At 69.6% G+C, this 16,176-nt stretch carries 14 protein-coding genes and 8 pseudogenes; 13 read left to right on the top strand and 9 right to left on the bottom strand.

The genetic code is table 11. The annotated features are described in order from the left end of the window. The 3 genes and pseudogenes from ACIPRD_RS32465 to ACIPRD_RS32455 form a co-directional block, all read left to right on the top strand. Positions 1 to 109 (top strand): annotated as a pseudogene (locus ACIPRD_RS32465) (IS5/IS1182 family transposase); the annotation flags it as partial. Positions 110 to 155: 46 nt separating this feature from the next. After that, on the top strand, positions 156 to 482 hold the full coding sequence (locus ACIPRD_RS32460; protein WP_401568300.1) for a hypothetical protein: 327 nt from the start codon (positions 156 to 158) through the stop codon (positions 480 to 482). A 274-nt stretch (positions 483 to 756) separates the two neighbouring features. Beyond that, complete coding sequence (locus tag ACIPRD_RS32455) at positions 757 to 1,056, top strand: hypothetical protein (RefSeq protein ID WP_401568298.1); 300 nt, start codon at positions 757 to 759, stop codon at positions 1,054 to 1,056. Positions 1,057 to 1,130: 74 nt separating this feature from the next. Here ACIPRD_RS32455 and ACIPRD_RS32450 read toward each other — a convergent pair. After that, a pseudogene (locus tag ACIPRD_RS32450) lies at positions 1,131 to 1,280 on the bottom strand (ATP-binding protein); the annotation flags it as partial. Positions 1,281 to 1,425: 145 nt separating this feature from the next. On the opposite strand from ACIPRD_RS32450, the gene ACIPRD_RS32445 reads away from it, so the two are divergent. From ACIPRD_RS32445 to ACIPRD_RS32430, 4 genes and pseudogenes are all read left to right on the top strand, one after another. Next, positions 1,426 to 1,923, top strand: coding sequence for a hypothetical protein (locus ACIPRD_RS32445; RefSeq protein ID WP_401568295.1), 498 nt, complete (start codon positions 1,426 to 1,428; stop codon positions 1,921 to 1,923). Between the two features lie 21 nt (positions 1,924 to 1,944). Then, positions 1,945 to 2,490 (top strand): annotated as a pseudogene (locus ACIPRD_RS32440) (tyrosine-type recombinase/integrase); the annotation flags it as partial. Next, entirely contained in the window at positions 2,487 to 2,801 is a 315-nt protein-coding gene (locus tag ACIPRD_RS32435) for a helix-turn-helix domain-containing protein (protein ID WP_401568293.1), read from the top strand. The pseudogene ACIPRD_RS32440 and the gene ACIPRD_RS32435, both read left to right, overlap by 4 nt. 258 nt (positions 2,802 to 3,059) lie before the next feature. Further along, positions 3,060 to 4,451 (top strand): integrase, encoded by a 1,392-nt coding sequence (locus ACIPRD_RS32430; protein WP_401568290.1) that lies wholly within the window; start codon positions 3,060 to 3,062, stop codon positions 4,449 to 4,451. Positions 4,452 to 4,458: 7 nt separating this feature from the next. Here the strand turns inward: ACIPRD_RS32430 and ACIPRD_RS32425 are convergent, their stop codons facing one another. Both ACIPRD_RS32425 and ACIPRD_RS32420 read right to left on the bottom strand, forming a co-directional pair. Continuing rightward, positions 4,459 to 4,854 carry a hypothetical protein gene (locus tag ACIPRD_RS32425; protein WP_401568288.1) on the bottom strand — a complete coding sequence of 132 codons (396 nt, stop codon included), beginning with the start codon at positions 4,852 to 4,854 and terminating at the stop codon, positions 4,459 to 4,461. Positions 4,855 to 4,945: 91 nt separating this feature from the next. Then, positions 4,946 to 5,059: pseudogene (locus tag ACIPRD_RS32420) on the bottom strand (ATP-binding protein); the annotation flags it as partial. A 168-nt stretch (positions 5,060 to 5,227) separates the two neighbouring features. Between ACIPRD_RS32420 and ACIPRD_RS32415 the strand changes: the two are divergent. The 5 genes and pseudogenes from ACIPRD_RS32415 (at position 5,228) to ACIPRD_RS32395 (ending at position 8,917) form a co-directional block, all read left to right on the top strand. Then, positions 5,228 to 6,429 (top strand): annotated as a pseudogene (locus ACIPRD_RS32415) (tyrosine-type recombinase/integrase). Beyond that, positions 6,426 to 7,355, top strand: a complete 930-nt coding sequence (locus ACIPRD_RS32410; RefSeq protein WP_401568285.1) for a tyrosine-type recombinase/integrase — start codon at positions 6,426 to 6,428, stop codon at positions 7,353 to 7,355. Before ACIPRD_RS32415 ends, ACIPRD_RS32410 begins: the two are co-directional and overlap by 4 nt. A 126-nt stretch (positions 7,356 to 7,481) precedes the next feature. Then, positions 7,482 to 7,583 (top strand): annotated as a pseudogene (locus tag ACIPRD_RS32405) (hypothetical protein); the annotation flags it as partial. 129 nt (positions 7,584 to 7,712) lie between these two features. After that, positions 7,713 to 8,348, top strand: a complete 636-nt coding sequence (locus ACIPRD_RS32400) for a tyrosine-type recombinase/integrase (protein WP_401568283.1) — start codon at positions 7,713 to 7,715, stop codon at positions 8,346 to 8,348. Between the two features lie 41 nt (positions 8,349 to 8,389). After that, a complete protein-coding gene (locus tag ACIPRD_RS32395; RefSeq protein WP_401568280.1) occupies positions 8,390 to 8,917 on the top strand; it encodes a hypothetical protein in 528 nt (175 codons plus the stop codon). 98 nt (positions 8,918 to 9,015) lie between these two features. Here the strand turns inward: ACIPRD_RS32395 and ACIPRD_RS32390 are convergent. The 6 genes and pseudogenes from ACIPRD_RS32390 to ACIPRD_RS32365 all read right to left on the bottom strand — a co-directional run. Then, a pseudogene (locus ACIPRD_RS32390) lies at positions 9,016 to 9,552 on the bottom strand (ATP-binding protein); the annotation flags it as partial. Further along, entirely contained in the window at positions 9,549 to 9,725 is a 177-nt protein-coding gene (locus tag ACIPRD_RS32385; RefSeq protein WP_356409777.1) for a hypothetical protein, read from the bottom strand. The pseudogene ACIPRD_RS32390 and the gene ACIPRD_RS32385, both read right to left, overlap by 4 nt. 1,128 nt (positions 9,726 to 10,853) lie before the next feature. Then, a complete protein-coding gene (locus tag ACIPRD_RS32380) occupies positions 10,854 to 11,420 on the bottom strand; it encodes an elongation factor 1-alpha C-terminal domain-related protein (RefSeq protein ID WP_356409848.1) in 567 nt (188 codons plus the stop codon). A 690-nt stretch (positions 11,421 to 12,110) separates the two neighbouring features. Beyond that, a pseudogene (locus tag ACIPRD_RS32375) lies at positions 12,111 to 12,734 on the bottom strand (GTP-binding protein); the annotation flags it as partial. After that, positions 12,734 to 13,672, bottom strand: coding sequence for a sulfate adenylyltransferase subunit CysD (gene cysD / locus ACIPRD_RS32370; RefSeq protein ID WP_356409774.1), 939 nt, complete (start codon positions 13,670 to 13,672; stop codon positions 12,734 to 12,736). The pseudogene ACIPRD_RS32375 and the gene cysD, both read right to left, overlap by 1 nt. Further along, positions 13,656 to 15,101 carry a cation:proton antiporter gene (locus ACIPRD_RS32365; protein WP_401568277.1) on the bottom strand — a complete coding sequence of 482 codons (1,446 nt, stop codon included), beginning with the start codon at positions 15,099 to 15,101 and terminating at the stop codon, positions 13,656 to 13,658. Before ACIPRD_RS32365 ends, cysD begins: the two co-directional genes overlap by 17 nt. Before the next feature lie 113 nt (positions 15,102 to 15,214). Between ACIPRD_RS32365 and ACIPRD_RS32360 the strand changes: the two genes are divergently transcribed. Continuing rightward, entirely contained in the window at positions 15,215 to 15,964 is a 750-nt protein-coding gene (locus tag ACIPRD_RS32360) for an SDR family oxidoreductase (RefSeq protein ID WP_356409767.1), read from the top strand. The last annotated feature ends 212 nt before the right edge of the window (positions 15,965 to 16,176 follow it).

Raw genomic sequence — 16,176 nt, 5'->3', positions numbered from 1 at the left:
CTTCAAACGCCTCCGCGTTCGCTGGGAGCGACGGGCCGACATCCACGAAGCCTTCCTCAGGCTCGCCTGCTGCCTGATCACGCATCGACAGGTGCTGTCCTTGATCTGACCGGCACTCACACCACGTCGATGGACCGACCCGGCAAACTGATCGCATGAACCGATGCGCCCTGCAATCCGCACTGTCCCAGGATGGCTGCATCTCTGCACACGCAGCTCTGGCCGAGCTGGAGGCAGGCGCGGACTTCCAGGTCTTCCTGAATCAAACGGCGGCGGCGCAACAGCTCTGGGACATCTGGTCCTGGCGGTACGAAGTCATGCTCGACACGGGCGTCACACCTCGGCCCGGACTTGCCGAAGCCATCGCCGGACTCAAAGCCGCAGGAGCAGCCCGGGTCTACATGGCAACGGTCACCGGATCGCAGAGACGTTTCACGATCTTCCTGTCGGAAGACCGCACCCAGTGCGTCGCCTGCTGGTGACCTCACCTCATTGTGTTAGGACCCCTTAGGGCGTGACGTGCGGGGGATCCTCGTGCCGACTTTGTCGGGGGGTCTGGCTTCGTTCACTTCGGAGGACAGCGTTTGTTCAGCAGTCTGGGAGGCGGTTGGCGGTCCGCATGCCCGCCGGTGTTCACGAGAATTGACGGCACTCGACCTTCGCGTCGTTTGCTACTCAGTGGCAATCCGATCGCAGGCTGTGGCTGACTTCGGGGATGATCGAGGAAGGGTTTGAGCATCGTGGAGGGGCGACGGTATGGCGATCAGCGGGCTGCATCCGGAGAGGATCGCTCGGCTTGAGGCGCTCGTCAACGAGTGTCGGCCGCTGCTGACCGGTGACAGCGGGATGGCTGCTGTGCAGCAGCTATTGACCGAGCGCAGAGTCGAGGTGCTCGATGCGGTGGTGATCACGCGCGAGTTGCTTGGGGCGGGCCCCAAAGCCCTTGGCGAGGCGAAGACGATCGTTCTGACGAGTCCAGGTAGGGGCAGCGAGCTGCGGGTGCACGATCAGTTCATGGATGCCGTCGAGCGGAACGGCGACCGCGCTGAACGATGAGGTAGTCCCTCGTTCACGCAGTCATCAGAGTCTGCCGCCCCGGTGGCGGACTCTGAAGGCGGACAAGCAAGAGGTCAGCTGGCTTTGACCGATTCCTCGGCTCGGGCTCGGGTGCTGGCGAGGCGGTAGGAGTCGGTGCCGGTTTCGATGATGGTGCCGTTGAAGGTGAGCCGGTCGACGATGGCCGCGCAGAGGCGGGGGCCAGTGAAGGTCTTGGTCCAGCCATCTGGGGCTGGCACATGTTCCTTTTCGTGGATCGCCGCTGTCACCGGCCCGTATCCATCTCCTGCGGTCCTCGTTGGTCTTCGTGGTGGTGCTCGGATTCTCCAGGTGCTGCCTTGATCGGTCAGGTGCGAGGAAGGTGTGGCGGTGACATCCCAGTTGCGGGTGATCGAGGGTGGTGCCGTCCTGCTGGAGCCGGTGACCGCCGATCCGTGGGAGTTCCAGGCCGAGTGTGTCGAGGCGTTCGTCGCCTCGTGGCGGGCCCGCGGGTTCAGCCCGGTGACGGTCGAGAACGACATCGGCCTGCTGGAGCGAACGCTCACGGCGCTGGGCCGGCCCGCATGGGACGTCACCCCGGAGGACATCGACCGCGTCGTCGGCGACCTGGCCCTCGCCGGGCGGGCGGCATCGACCCGCCGCGAGTATGTGCAGATCTTCAAGGGCTTCCACCGGTTCCTGCAGGTCCGCAAGGCCGTCGAGATCGAGGTCGGGTTCGGTGTCCGTATGGTCTGCCCGGTGGACGAGTTCAACGCTTCGCGTCATGTCGGGGACGATTCCCCGGCTCAGCTGCCGCCATCGACCCCGGAACGGGTGGCGGAGTTCTTCGATTTCCTCAAGTCCCGGATCGCCACCGCTCGCAAATAAGGGCCTGCGGCCCGGGACTATGCGATGTTCCGGACCCTCTATCACGCCGGCCTGCGCTCGGAAGAAGCCTCCCTGCTGGAGCGTCCCGACGTCCACTTCTCGCGGGGCCCGTTTGGGAAGCTCCACGTGCGATTCGGCAAAGGCGCCCGCACTTCCGGCCCCAGGCCGCGCTGGGTGCCCATGCTGGACGGCCTCGACCTCGTCCTGCACTGGTTCCTCGACGACGTCCGCGGCAAGTTCCCCGACTCGCCGGTGCTGTTCGCGGACGAGTCCGGCGGCAGCCTGCACCGCGGGACGATCCGCAACCGCCTGCGCTATCTGATGGAACTCGAAGGACGCCCGGCCACCGACCGGTTCAGCCCGCATGCCCTGAGGCGGGCCTGCGCGACCCACAACTACGAGCGCGGCGTGGACCTCGTGGCGATCCAGCAACTCCTCGGTCACTGGACGGTCAGCTCGACCATGAGATACGTCCGGCCGTCTGCGACGTTCATCGAGGACGCCTATCGCCGTGCGGTGACTACCACGCTGGGCGAACTCACCGCCGAGGAGGGCAGCCCCGCATGAAGATCCGATGGCGCCTGCGGATGGCCGCCGCCCAGCGTGAGGTGTGGACCGGCACCCAGCTGCAGCGGCTTCTGGCCGAACGCGCCGGCCTGCAGATGTCCTCCGCGTCAGTGTCCGCGCTGTTCACCAAGGAGCCCTCACAGGTGAAGATGTCCACCTTGATCGCGTTGTGCACCGCGCTGGAATGCACTCCCAACGACCTGTTCGAGGTCGACACCACTCCCGTCGAGCGTCCTGCCGCGCCACCCCGGCCAGTCGCTGAACTGCCCAAGGCGGCCTCCGCCCGCGGCCGTTCGATGCCGCCGCTGTGACCGGGTGGCATCGTGGGCGTCAAACAGAGTGACTGCATCGGCTGCGGGGCCCCGGTCGGCTTCATCGACCGCCAGTACTGCTGCCGCTGCACGGCCCGGCAGAAAGAGACCGCGGCCCGGGCCGCTTGCCCCCGCTGCGGCCAGCAGCGCGTCCTCCAGGAGGACACCGGCCGGTGCATCACTTGCTCACGCGTGTGCACCGCCTGCGGTCACCCGGTGAGAAACAAGACATCAACGTTGTGCCGGGACTGCTCACGCATGACGGAACGCGACGCCACCAAGGCGCTCTGCCCTCGGTGCGATCGGCCCGGCTATCTGCGCGAGGACACCGGCTGGTGCGGGCATTGCTCGCGTCCTCGCCGGACAAAACAGCCGCCCCGGACCTGCCGCGAATGCGGCCGGGTGCGGCGCCATGCCGGGCTGGGACTGTGCTCCGCCTGCTGGCAGCGTCACCCCGACCGGCCCTTCGTCCGGGTCGAAGGCCTGATCGCCGAACTCGGACAACCTCCGCACTGGCTGCGGGACTTCACCGCCGATCTCGCCGCCAAGTACTGCGTCAGTCGCGCCTGCATGATGATCACCGCCCTGGGGCGACTCCTCCTGGATGACCAGCCCAACCACCCGCAGGCTCTGCTTGAACGCTCTCGTCGTTCCGGACGCTCGATGGGCTCCCTCGCCCGCGCGCTGGAGACCTTCTTCACCGGTCACGGCATGGCCATGGCCACCGATCAGGCCGAGCGGCTCGCGGCCGGCCGCCGACAGCGTCGTATCGATGCCGTCCCCGAGAACCTGCGGCCATCGGTGGAGGCATTCGCAGACTTCATGATGCACTCGCGTGAGAGGGCCCGCCGGGCCGGAACACGACCTCGCAGCGATGCGACCGTCGAGGCGGCCCTGGCCATCCTGCGTGACCTCGCCCGCTTCCTCGTCAACGGACGCGGCAAGCAAGACTGGGCGCTGACCGACGTCCACGATGTCGAAGCCTTCCTCGCCGGCTCGCCCAAGGCATGCAAGCGTCGGCTGGTCGTGCTCGGGCAGTTCTTCCGCTTCGCGCGTTCTCGGAAGATCGTACTCGTCGATCCTTCTCACGGTCTGACTGCCCGAGGTTCCAGCGGCTTCACCGGAGCGACGCTGACACTGGATCAGCAGCGCGTGTTGTTCCGCCGCTGGACTACCGGTCCGGCCGTCTACCCGCACGAGGCCCTGCTGGGCATGCTCGCGCTGTTGCACGGCGCCTCAAGTCGCGAGGTCAAGATGCTGCAGACCGCTGACCTCGACCCTCATGCCCGGACCACCCGGCTCGGAGACCGCCCGCATCCGGTCCCCCTGGACCCGGCGTCATGGGCAGTGCTGGAACGCTGCCTGGCTCACCGCGAAGCCCAGCGGACCGACAATCCCCACGTCATGGTCACCCGCCAGACGAAGTCCGGCCGGGGCCCGGCGTCCACCGCCTATGTCAGCCACGTCCTCGACGCCTGCGGTTTCCCGCCCCGCATGATCCGCTGCACTCGACTACTCGACCTGGTTAACACCATGGACCCCAAACTCGTTGCCGCCGCCTTCGGCATGGACCCCGAGGCCACCATGATCTATCTGTCTGACCGCATCGACGAGACCCGCCTGTCAGGGTGGGAGACAACCAAAGACTGACCTCTGGTCAGAGTTCGAAGGGGTAGAGAGCGACCTTCTCGCGCTCAATGAAGAGCTCGACCCAGGTGCCGGCAACACCGTCGGGCAGCGGATCGGCGAGGTCCAACAGGATAGTGGCGCCGTTCAGGTCCAGCAGGGCGGCACCGTCCTCTGTGAGGCTCAACCGGCCCCGCAGTACAACGCAGTGCCCGCCAGTCCGGAGCCCAGGACCGATACCAGCAGCCGACTTGGCGTTCCGCCCCCAGGCGATGTCCTCGTCGATGGTCCACTCGACGTGGTACTCGCCAGGCTCTGCGGTCCGGTCCCCGCACCAGCGGACTGCAGTGTGACCAAACGCGGTTCGGACATCCGCCAGCCAGGGAGTTCCGGGAAGCTTCGCCACCTTCACCAGTTCGATCAGCACGGGTCGATCATGCAGTACTCGAGGTGCCATCGGAACCTGTGACGTTTCGGCACTGCCTGGCACAGGTTCGCCGGAACATGTGCGCTTTACCGAAGGACTCGTTGGAGGCGATGGCGACGCTGTTCTTCTCCTCTCGTTCGGTCAGGACCTGGAAGAGGAGTTCGGCGCCATGCCGGTCGAGTTCCATGTATCCGAGCTCGTCAATCTATGCCGATATCCGCATAGATCGATCTATGCCGAGACCGCGACTATGCCGACGACTGCGGTGCCGCGCCCTCGTTCGCGTGAACCCTGGCCTTCGGGTCTCTGCATTGTGCCGGGGGTGGGCAGCACCTGACCGCGAGGCAGAGGGTCTTGCAGGAAGGGGGCCGCGATGGCGGGAACACGCAGGAAAGCCAGCGCTCTCGCGCCGCAGGTCGAGGGCTACAGGGCCTGGTTGACGGCGCGGGGGTACACCGAGCTGACGGTCCGGAACATGCTCAAGGATCTGGGCCAGGTCGGGATGTGGTTGTCCCGGCTGGGGCTTGGGATCGCCGATCTCGGCGAGGAGGCCGTGGAGCGGTTCCTGTCGGACCAGCGGGCAGCGGGTCGCCGCCGGCTGCCGGGACCGCGGGGGATGCGGCCCCTGCTTGCGTACCTGCGCGGGGCCGGACTCGTTCCGCCGCCCAAGGGCGAAGTGTCGCCGCTGGACGACGTCTTGGATGAGTTTCGCGACTGGATGACCGGTGAGCGCGGGCTGTCACCGACCACGGTGCTGCGTTACGCGAACACCGCTCGCCGCTTCCTGACCGAGCAGGCGATGCCGGGCGGGGTGTTCTCCCCGGCCGGGTTGAGCGGCGCGGACCTGAACGCGTTCTTGCTGCGGGAGTGCGCGCGAGTCTCGGCCGGCTCAGCAAAGGGGAAGGTCGCCGAACTGCGGTCGCTGATGCGGTTCCTTCACCTGCGGGGGCTGATCCCGATGAAGCTCGGCGCGTCCGTGCCGCCGGTCGGTGGCTGGCGCCTGGCGGCGATCCCGCCGACGATGTCCGCGGCCGATGCCCAGCGGCTCCTGGACTGCGGCCCGCGCACGGGCGGCGTCGGGATCCGCGACTACGCCATCCTGACGCTGCTGGCACGCTTGGGCCTGCGCTCGGTCGAGGTGTCGCGGCTGCGATTGGAGGACGTGGACTGGCGGTCCGGGGAGATCGCGATCCGCGGCAAGGGACGGCGGGAGGACCGGCTCCCGCTGCCGGTCGACGTCGGCGAGGCCCTGGTCGCCTACCTGTCCGAAGGCCGTCCCCAGGTCGGCACCCGCCGTCTGTTCGTCACGGACCGGGCGCCCCGCGGACCGATCCGCGCCGACCTGGTGGGCGACGTGGTAGAACGGGCCTGCAAGCGGGCCCGGTTGCCGACGGTGGGCCGCACCGACTCCGGCACGCTCTGGCCGGGGAGATGCTGCGACAGGGCTCCGGGCTGACGGCGATCAGCCAGGTCCTTCGGCACCAGGACCTGGCCACGACCGCGCTCTATGCGAAGGTCGACTTCACCGCGCTCCGCGCGGTCGCTCGCCCCTGGCCCGGGACGGAGGCGGCATGACCGGACTGCGACAGGCACTGGACGACTACCTTCAGCTCCGACGGTCGCTCGGGCACAAGCTGGCCGAGGCGACCTGGCTGCTGCCGGACTTCGTCGCCTTCCTGGACGAACGCGGGCAGACCACGGTGACCGTCACCGCCGCGCTGGCCTGGGTCCGGGCGCGGGAAGGCGAGGTAGTGACGACCGTGAGCCCGCGCCGGATCACTGCGGTCCGCGGCTTCGCCCGCTATCTCAGCGGCATCGACCCGGCCACCGAGATCCCTCCGCTGGGCCTGCTGCCGCACGGGCAGCGCTGGCGGCAGCCGTTCATCTACTCCGACGCCGACGTCACCGCGGTGATGGGGCAGGCCGACAGGCTCGGCCCGCCGTTGCGCGCGGCCACCTACCGCACCCGGGTCGGGTTGCTCGCCGCCACCGGACTGCGCGTCGGGGAGGCGATCAAGCTCGACCACGACGACATCGACTGGGCTGAGGGCGTGCTGCGGATCCGGGAGACCAAGTTCGACAAGTCCCGGCTGGTTCCCCTGGACGCCAGCAGCGTCGATGCGCTCCGCGCCTACGGCAACCTCCGCGAGCGGGACGCGCCACGTCCAACGGACCCGTCCTTCTTCATCTCTCGCACCCGGCGGCGGCTGATCTACGCCGTCGTCGCCCCCACGTTCCGGCAGATGGTGGCCGGCGCCGGCGTCGGGACCGATGCCCCCAACCTGCCCCGGCTGCACGACCTCCGCCACACATTCGCCGTCCGCACCCTGCTGACCTGGTATCGCACCGGCGTCGACGTCCAGGCGAAGATCCCGTCGCTGTCCACCTACCTCGGACACCGCGAACCATCCTCAACCTATTGGTACCTCTCTGCGGCACCAGAACTGCTGGCCCTGGCGGCCGCCCGCCGTCAGGGCATCGGAAAGGCGCCCCGGCCGTGACCTCGATCGCTCCCACTCTCCAGTCGTTCTTCACGGACCGGCTGGTCCTCCAACGCCAGGTGAGCCCCGCGCACCGTCGCCGCCTACCGCGACGCGCTCCGCCTCCTCCTCGGCTTCGTCCACCAGCGCACCGGCACCACCCCGGAGAGGCTGGACTGGACCGACCTGGACGCCGACGCAGTCTCCGCCTTCCTCAACTACCTGGAGGACGAACGCGGCAACAGCGCCCGCACCCGGAACGTCCGGCTGACCGCGATCCGCTCCCTCTTCTCCTTCGCAGCCCTGCAACACCCCGAACACGCCCTCCTGATCCAACGCGTCCTGGACATTCCGCCCAAGCGGTTCGACAAGAGGAACGTGACCTTCCTGACCGGCGACGAGATCGACGCCCTGCTCTCGGCACCGGATCCGCGGCGCTGGGAGGGCCGGCGGGACAAAGCGATGCTGGCCCTGGCCGTCCAGACCGGCCTGCGGGTCTCCGAGCTCACGAGCCTGGACTGCGACGACGTCACCCTCGGCTACGGCGCGTCCGTCCGCTGCGAGGGCAAGGGCCGCAAACTCCGCGCGGTCCCGCTGGACTGCAGCATCCAGGAACTGCTGCGGGCCCGGCTCGGTGAACGTTCCGGCAAGCGCGGAGAACCGCTGTTCTGCACCCGAACCGGGCGACGTCTCACCCGCGACGCCGTCGCCCAGCGCCTGGCCATCCACGTCCGGGCCGCCACCGAAACCTGCCCGACCCTCCTCGACAAGCGCATCCACCCGCACGTCCTACGCCACAGTTTCGCGATGTCCCTGCTCCAGGCCGGTGTCGACACCACGGTGATCGCACTCTGGCTCGGCCACGCCGGTGTCCGCTCCACCGACGCCTACGTCCACGCCGACATGACCATCAAGGAGAGGGCGCTCTCCCTGGCCGCACCGGTCACCGCCCGCCCCGGCCGCTACCAGCCCGCCGACAAGGTCCTCACGTCCTCGACCGCCTGTGAGCCGTGAGCGGAGCCGGGAGTGACAGTCCGCTTCGATAGCCTGCGGCGATGGCTGATGATTCGTTGAAGTTCCTGATCGATGCCGATCACGGGCAGTTCTATGTCCAAGACCTTGAGCCCTATGACGCATGGATGGCCGAGCACGCGATGGACCCGGACCTGCCGCCGGCCGGCTGGACCGACGAGGCGGTACACGTTCACCGCATCGGGGTGGAACCGCACTCGATCTCCGTCGGCACCGCACGGGATGACATGGTCGAATCGCTGATCACCATCCACACGTCCGTGCCAATGATCGAGTCGGCGGCTGAACACATCGTGGAGGTGGACCTGGCTGCCCCGACTGGCCGACTCGCCGTGTCCAGCCCGGGAGTCCTCCCAGAGGACGGGCCGAGCATGACCGTTCCCGCTGGGCTGTTGCGAGCCCGGGTCTCCTACATCCCATCTGACCCACTGGCTGTCGACACCAACGGCGGCCCCGGCGATCAGTTCCTCTATCGGATCGACCTCTGGCCCGCCGATCAGCCCGACGGGCTCGTCGTCCTCAAGCAGGGCCCGAATCCCTGGGCAGGATAGATCCCCCGCCATCGACTATGCCGAGCAGAACCGCCGCCACACAGCCCACGATCAGGCTTGCCGACAGCCTTCTCGGCATAGTCGCGGTCTCGGCATAGGTCGATGCAGAGCAGGTCGACGCGGCCGTAGCGGGCGATGGTCTTGTTCAGCTGCTTCTCGTCGACGGCCTCGACCAACTCGTTGACCAGCTTCGTGGCCAGCGTGTAGCGGACGTGTTAGCCCTTCATCGCGGCCTCGGTGCCCAGGGTGATCAGCATGTGGGACTTGCCGGTGCCGGAGTCGCCGATCAGACAGAGGGGCTGGCTCTTCTTGATCCACTCGCAGCTCGCGAGGGTGTGGATGGTGGCCGGGTCGATGTTCGGGTTGGCGTCGAAGTCGAAGGACCGCAGGGACATTTCCCGTGGGAAGCCTGCTGCCGTGATCCGTCGCTCGGAGCGGCGGCGGGTTCGGTCGTCGCACTCGGCCATCAGCAGTTCGGCGAGGAAGCCACGGCAGGTCATCTGGTCCTTGGTCGCCGCGGATGCGATGTCGGGGAATTCGGCCCGGATCGTCGGCAGCCGCAGGAGACGGCCGGCAGTGTCGATCGCGGCGTCGGCGGCCTGCTCGGTCATGTTCCGTTGGCGGGGCAGGGTCACTGGGCTTCTCCCTCACGGTGGGTGCTGCCACTGGTGCGGTGGCGGCGGAGCAACTGGTCATAGGGGGTCACCGAGGGCAGCGGCCTGGTGTCCGGCGGCAGGTGAGCGAGCCGCCACTCGTGCAAGGACGTGATGGTCGCCGACGGCTCCAGCGCGACGCCGTCCGCGGTCAAAGCGCCAGCCCGCAGGGCGGTGGCTAGGCCGGCGACCAGGTGCTCGTGCGCGATATGCCGACCCAGCAGCCGCACTGCTTTTCCGGGTCCTGGCTGGACGCGGGGAGTGGTACGGCGTTGTCGTCGCCTCTGGTGAGCGGTTCGGTTCAGCGCACGTGTTCGGGTGTTGCATGATCGGGTGGTGCTGGTCGAGTTGGTGGGTGTGTCGGGGGGTTTCTGGGGTGGTCGGCTGGCCCGGGTCCGGACGCCGTTCGGGGGGACGGTGGTCCGTTGGTGCGGTGACCGGTCCGCGGAGCCGGGTGTGTATCGCGTGGAGTGGACGGTCGACGAGGACATGGTCTGGGGGCGGAACGCGAGACCGGCTGGGGGTTGCGGGCCGGGACTGCGGGCGAGCGGGGACGGTGTTGTTCTGCGTGGACGGCTGGGCCTCACCGTGGACGGTGCCGCGGTGCTGGATTTCGGTGGTACGCGGATTCTGCTGGATGTCGCTGGTCCGCTGCCTGTGGGTGTTGACGGCACGTGGGTCGAGCTTTTGTCGGGCGGGAGGAGATCGCTGTGTATCCGTTCGGGCTCTGAGCGGATATCGGCTCTCGACCGCCGCTCGCCTCGGTTCGCCTCGCGCAGGCGGTCGGGTGCGGTGGGGGTGGCGTGGGGCGGGACGAGGTCCGGGTCGGCTTCGCGCAGGGCTTTGGGCAGGCCGGGTGCCGGGGCCGCGGGCAGGTCGACCACGGTGTGGGCGTGGGCGTGGGCGTGGGTGGTGTCCGCCGAGATGCCGGAGCCGGTGGCGTTCTGCGCGAGGGTGTCGTGTTCGCGTAGGTCCACCAGCGTGGCCAGGGTCCTGTGGTGCGGTGGGATCGTGCGGCGGCGGTCGCCCTCACGGGTGGTGATGAGCGTGGTGGCCCACTCGGCCGGCGCGTGCGGCAGGAAGGGGAGCCGGCGAGACTCCTGCGTCGGCGGGTCGGGACTGCGAACACCTCCCCCCCGACGGCACAGGAGCTTCGTGCGTTGCGGGTCCCCCGCCGTGTTGTGGCTTTCCTCGGTGCTGCGGTGCTGCGGTGCTGCGGTGCTGCGGTGCTGCGGTGCTGCGGTGCTGCGGTGGCGTGGTCCGGCGGGGTTCGGTGTGGGGTGTCAGGTGAGGGTTCCGGCTCCTACGGTCTGGTGGGTGGTGTCGTCGATGAGGATGAAACCGCCCATGGTTCGGTTGTGCTGGTAGGGGTCGTAGGTGAGGGGGGTGGTGGTGCGGAGGGTGATGTGGCCGATTTCGTTGACGTTGAGGGTGGTGGCGGGTTCTTCGTTCAGGGTGTTGATGTCGAGGCGGTGGTGGAGTCGGTGGATCGTGGCGCGTGCGGTGCGGGTGGTGTGTTTGATGGTGTAGGTGCGGGTGGGGTCGAGGGGGCGGGTGGCGTCCATCCAGCAGATCAGGGCTTGTAGTTCCTGGGAGACCGTGGGTGTGTCGTGGGGGTGGCAGAGGAGGTCTCCGCGGGAGATGTCGAGGTCGTCGGCGAGTTGGACGGTGACGGACAGGCCTGCGTGGGCTTCGGGGACGGGGCCGGAAGGGGTGTCGATACGGGTGATGCGGGTGGTGGAGCGGGACGGCAGGATCATGATCTCGTCGCCGGTGCGGAGTGTTCCGGCGGCGATCTGGCCGGCGTAGCTGCGGTGGTCGGTGACGCGGGTGGACTGCGGCCGGATCACGTACTGCACCGGCAGCCGCGCCCCCGTACCCACGGAAGACCCTCCGCCCGTGCCTACGGAAGACCCCCCGCCCGTGCCTACGGAAGACCCGCCGTTCGTGCCGGCGGAAGACCCCTCGCCCGTGCCGGCGGAAGACCCGCCGTCGGTGGCAGTGGTGGGGTTGCGGGTGAGCGTGGTGGCTCGTGTCGGGCCGGAGTCCGTGCCGGCCTCGGCCTCGCCGGCCCGCGTGGCCCGGGTGGTTGTCGCATGGCCGGTGTTCCCCGCACGGTCGGTGTCCCCGGCACCCGCGGTATGCCCGCCGTTCCCCGCGGTTGCTTCGGTCCCCGAAATCCCGCCCTTCCTCGCGGTTCCGTCACCTTCCGCGGTTCCGCTGCCTCCCGCGAGCCCGGTACTCACTGCGGTTACGTCACTTCCCGTGCACCCGCCGTTCCTCGCGGTTCCGTTGCCTCCCGCGGTTGCGTCGTTCCCCGCGACTCCGGTGCTTTCCGTGAGCCGGTCGTGCTCCGTGGTTGCGTCGCTCCCTGCGGTTGCGTGGCTTCCCGCGGTTCCGCTGCCTCCCGCGGTTCCGTCATTCCCCCGGAGACCGGTGCTTCCCGCGCCCCCGGTGCTTCCCGCGTCCCCGGTGCTTCCGGTGCGCTGGTCGCCTCGTGTCGTCCCGGTGTCTCGGGTGGGTTCGTGGGCTGGGGTGGTGACGGTTTCGAGGTGGGTGAGGAGTGGGGGGCCGTCGTACCAGGGCATACGGGTGGAGGCGTGGACGATGTTGTCGCCGTGGAGGGCGGACACGGGGATGACGGTGATGTGGCCGGCGCCGATTCCGCCGGCGTAGGCGGTGAATTCGTCACGGAGCCGGGTGTAGCGGGTTTCGCTGTGGTCGACGAGGTCCATCTTGTTGATGCACAGCACGAGGTGCCGTACGCCGAGGAGGGTGCAGAGCAGGGCGTGGCGGCGGCTTTGTTCGACGAGTCCTTTGCGGGCGTCGGCGAGGACGATGGCGAGGTCGGCGGTGGACGCCCCGGTGATCATGTTGCGGGTGTACTGGGTGTGGCCGGGGGTGTCGGCGACGATGAAGGACCGGCGGGGGGTGGAGAAGTAGCGGTAGGCGACGTCGATGGTGATGCCCTGTTCGCGTTCGGCGCGCAGGCCGTCGGTGAGCAGGGACAGGTCGGTGTAGTCGTCGCCGCGGGCGCGGGAGACGGCCTGGACGGCGGCGAGCTGGTCGTCGAAGAGGGATTTGGAGTCGTGGAGCAGGCGGCCGATCAGGGTGGATTTGCCGTCGTCGACGGATCCGGCGGTGGCGAAGCGGAGCATGTGCATCAGAAGTACCCCTCGCGCTTGCGGTCCTCCATGGCCGAGTCGCTGACTTTGTCGTCGCCGCGGGTGGCGCCGCGTTCGGTCAGCCGGGTGGTGAGGATCTCCTGGATGACGTCCGCCGGGTTCGCGGCGGTGGAGGCGACGGCCGCGGTGCAGGAGGCGTCACCGATGGTGCGGTAGCGGACCTGTGCGGTGAACGGTGTCTCACCGGCCCGGGCCGGCAGGTGCGGGTGGACGGCGTACAGCATGCCGTCGCGGTCGACGACGGGCCGTTCGTGGGCGTAGTACAGGGCGGGCAGTTCGATGTCCTCGCGGGCGATGTACTGCCAGATGTCGAGTTCGGTCCAGTTGGACAGCGGGAAGACCCGGATCGATTCGCCGGGGTGGATCCGCGCGTTGTACAGGGACCACAGTTCGGGCCGCTGGTTCTTGGGGTTCCACTGGCCGAAGTCGTCGCGGAAGCTGACGACGCGTTCCTTGGCGCGGGCTTTCTCCTCGTCGCGGCGGGCGCCGCCGAACAGGGCGGTGAGCCGGTGCGCGCGGGCGGTGGAGAGCAGGACGGGGGTCTGGATGGCGTTGCGCATGCCGGTGGGGGGTTCGGTGACCTGGCCGGTGTCGAGGGCGTCCGGGACGCTGCCGACGATCAGCTGGGCCTCGAGGCGGGCGGTGAGTTTGTCGCGCAGTTCGAGGACTTCGGTGAAGTTGTGCCCGGTGTCGATGTGGAGGAGAGGGAACGGCAGCCGTGCGGGCGCGAACGCCTTGCTCGCCAGGTGGAGCATGACGATGGAGTCCTTGCCGCCGGAGAACAGCAGCGCGGGGCGTTCGGATTCCGCGACGACCTCACGGAGGATGAAGACCGCCTCGGCTTCGAGGGCGGTGAGGTGTCCGGTGTCCGCGCCCGGCACGGCACCGGGGGGATCACGGTCAACGCTGGGGGGCATGGCGGTCCATTTCTTTCGCGTCGGGAAGCCGGTCGCGGCGGTCCTCGGGTGGTGGCCCCTGCGGCACCGGAAGCAGCCGGTGCAGGAGCGGCCCGGTCATGGCGGTCGTCACCAGCGCCATGCACACGAACATGGCGAACAGGCGGTCGTCGAGCACGCCCAGCTGGACACCCAGGCTGAGGACGACGAGTTCGGTCAGTCCCCGGCAGTTCATCATCGCGCCCAGGGCCAAGGCCTCGCGCCGGGTGTGTCCGCCGGTGGCGAGGGCCGCGGCGCCCGCGCCGGCCATCTTGGCGGTGACGGCGACCACGGTGATCAGCGCGCAGGCCGCCCACGCGGCTGCGCCGTCCAGGGCGCGCAGCTGTGTGTTCAGGCCGACGCTCACGAAGAACAGCGGCAGCAGCAGCCACACCGTCACCCCCTGGATCCGGGAGCGGAGTTCACCGATCAGGGGGGAGGTGCGGGGCATGACGACACCGGCCATGAACGCGCCGAAGATCGCGTGCACGCCCATCCGGTCGGTGGCCAGCGCCGAGAGCAGGATCAGGCAGACCAGCGCGGCGCACACTGCGTCGGCGGACAGCCGGCCCTGTTCGGCGCGTGCGACCGCCCTGGCGACCAGGGGGGCGACGGCCGTCCACATCACCAGCGCGAACGCGGTGACGAACACCACCGCGAGACAGGCGGCCGTGAGTGAGGTGCCCCGCACGAGGGCGATCACGACCGCGAGGAGTCCCCACGCGGTGGCGTCACCGACCCCGGCCGCGGTCAGTCCCGTCACCCCGACCGGAGTGTGCAGGAGCCGGCGTTCGGACAGGACGCGGGCCAGGACGGGAAAAGCGGTGATGGAGAAGGACAGGGCGACGAACAGCAGGTACGCGGTCCGGCCGGTGTGGGCGGGGGGATAGCGTCCGTGCAGCCACCAGGCCATGAGCAGCCCGGCCAGGAAGGGCACCGCGATCGAGGCGTGGCCGATGACCAGCCCGGCGGGCCCGCGTGTGCGCAGCGTGCCGGAGGGGACCTCCGCGCCGACCAGGAACATGAAGAAGACCACGCCGAGCTGGGCGAGGGTGTCCAGGTGCGGCAGCACCGGCGCGGGGAACAGCCATTGCTGCGCGCGGGGCGCGCACGCGCCGAGCAGGGAGGGGCCCAGTGCCAGACCGGCCAGCAGTTCCCCGACGACCGCCGGCTGCCCGCAGCGCCGCGCCACCGCCCCGCCCAGCGCGGCGGCGCCGGCCACGACGGCGGCGGCCACCAGCAGCTGGTACGGCTGCACCCCCCCAACCCCCGCCCCCGCCCCGGCACCTGCGGCGGGGCCGGTGGTGTGGGTGGCGGGGCCGGCGTGTCGTGTCAGGGTGGCGAGGACGGCCGCCGCGGCGAGGACCGGCAGCACTACGATGAGCGCGTAGACACCGAGATAGCGCCTCATGGCCGGGCATCCTCGCGGCGTGGTGCGGGCGGACACGGCGGCCGGTGCCGCGCGGTGCCGGCCGTCAGGGGCGCACAGCGCCGGCGTGACGCCGGCGGGGGGAGGGACCCAGGTTGAGCACACTCGCAGTTGTCTCGGGCGCGGCCACCGGCATCGGCAGGGCGGTCGCCGCGGCCCTGGCGGCCGGCGGAGCCGACGTCGTGATGATCGGACGCCGCGCGGACCGTCTGGCGGCGGCCGCCGCCGAACTGAACGAGGCCGTGGGCGCCGCCCGGGCCCGGCCCGTGACCGCGGACCTGACCGTCCCCGAGGACGTCGAACGGGCCGCCAAGGACATCACCTCCACCGGCCGCACCGTGGACGTCCTGGTCAACAACGCCGGAGGGAACTTCGCCCCGGCCGCCGCCGGCGACCTGAGCGGCGTCCGCCACGACTGGCTCCTCAACCTCGGCGGCAACGTGCTGCCCACCGTGCTGCTGACCCACGCCCTGCTCCCGGCCCTGAGCCGGCCCGGCGGCCGCGTCGTCACCATCGGCTCCGTCGCCGCCCTGCGCGGCTCGGGCTCCTACGGCGCCGCCAAGGCCGCACTCCACCCCTGGTCCACGGAACTGGCCGTGCGCCTGGCCCCCGAGGGGATCACCGTCAACGTCGTCGCACCCGGCTACATCCAGGACACCGAGTTCTACGGCGAGCGGATGTCGCAGGAGTTCCACGCCGGACGGTCCCGGCAGGCACCCGCCGGCCGCGGCGGCACCGTCGGAGAGGTCGCCGCGACCGTCGCGCACCTGGCCGGCCCCGACGCCGGATTCATCACCGGCCAGATCATCCAGATCAACGGCGGCGCGGTCACCGGCCGAGGCTGAACCCCACCCCGAGCACCCCCCGACACCGACACCGACACCGACACCGACACCGACACCGACACCGACACCGACACCGACACCGACACCGACACCGACACCGGCACCGGCACCGACACCGGCACCGGCACCGGCCGCCGAAACAGCGGCCGGTCCGACACCCGCACCCGGAACAGAGCCCGACACAGCACCCGCACCCCGAGCAACACCCGCGC

The sequence above is a fragment of the Streptomyces sp. NPDC090108 genome (genome assembly GCF_044747185.1).
Lineage (GTDB): Bacteria > Actinomycetota > Actinomycetes > Streptomycetales > Streptomycetaceae > Streptomyces.
This window is presented reverse-complemented; position numbering and strand designations above follow the sequence as displayed.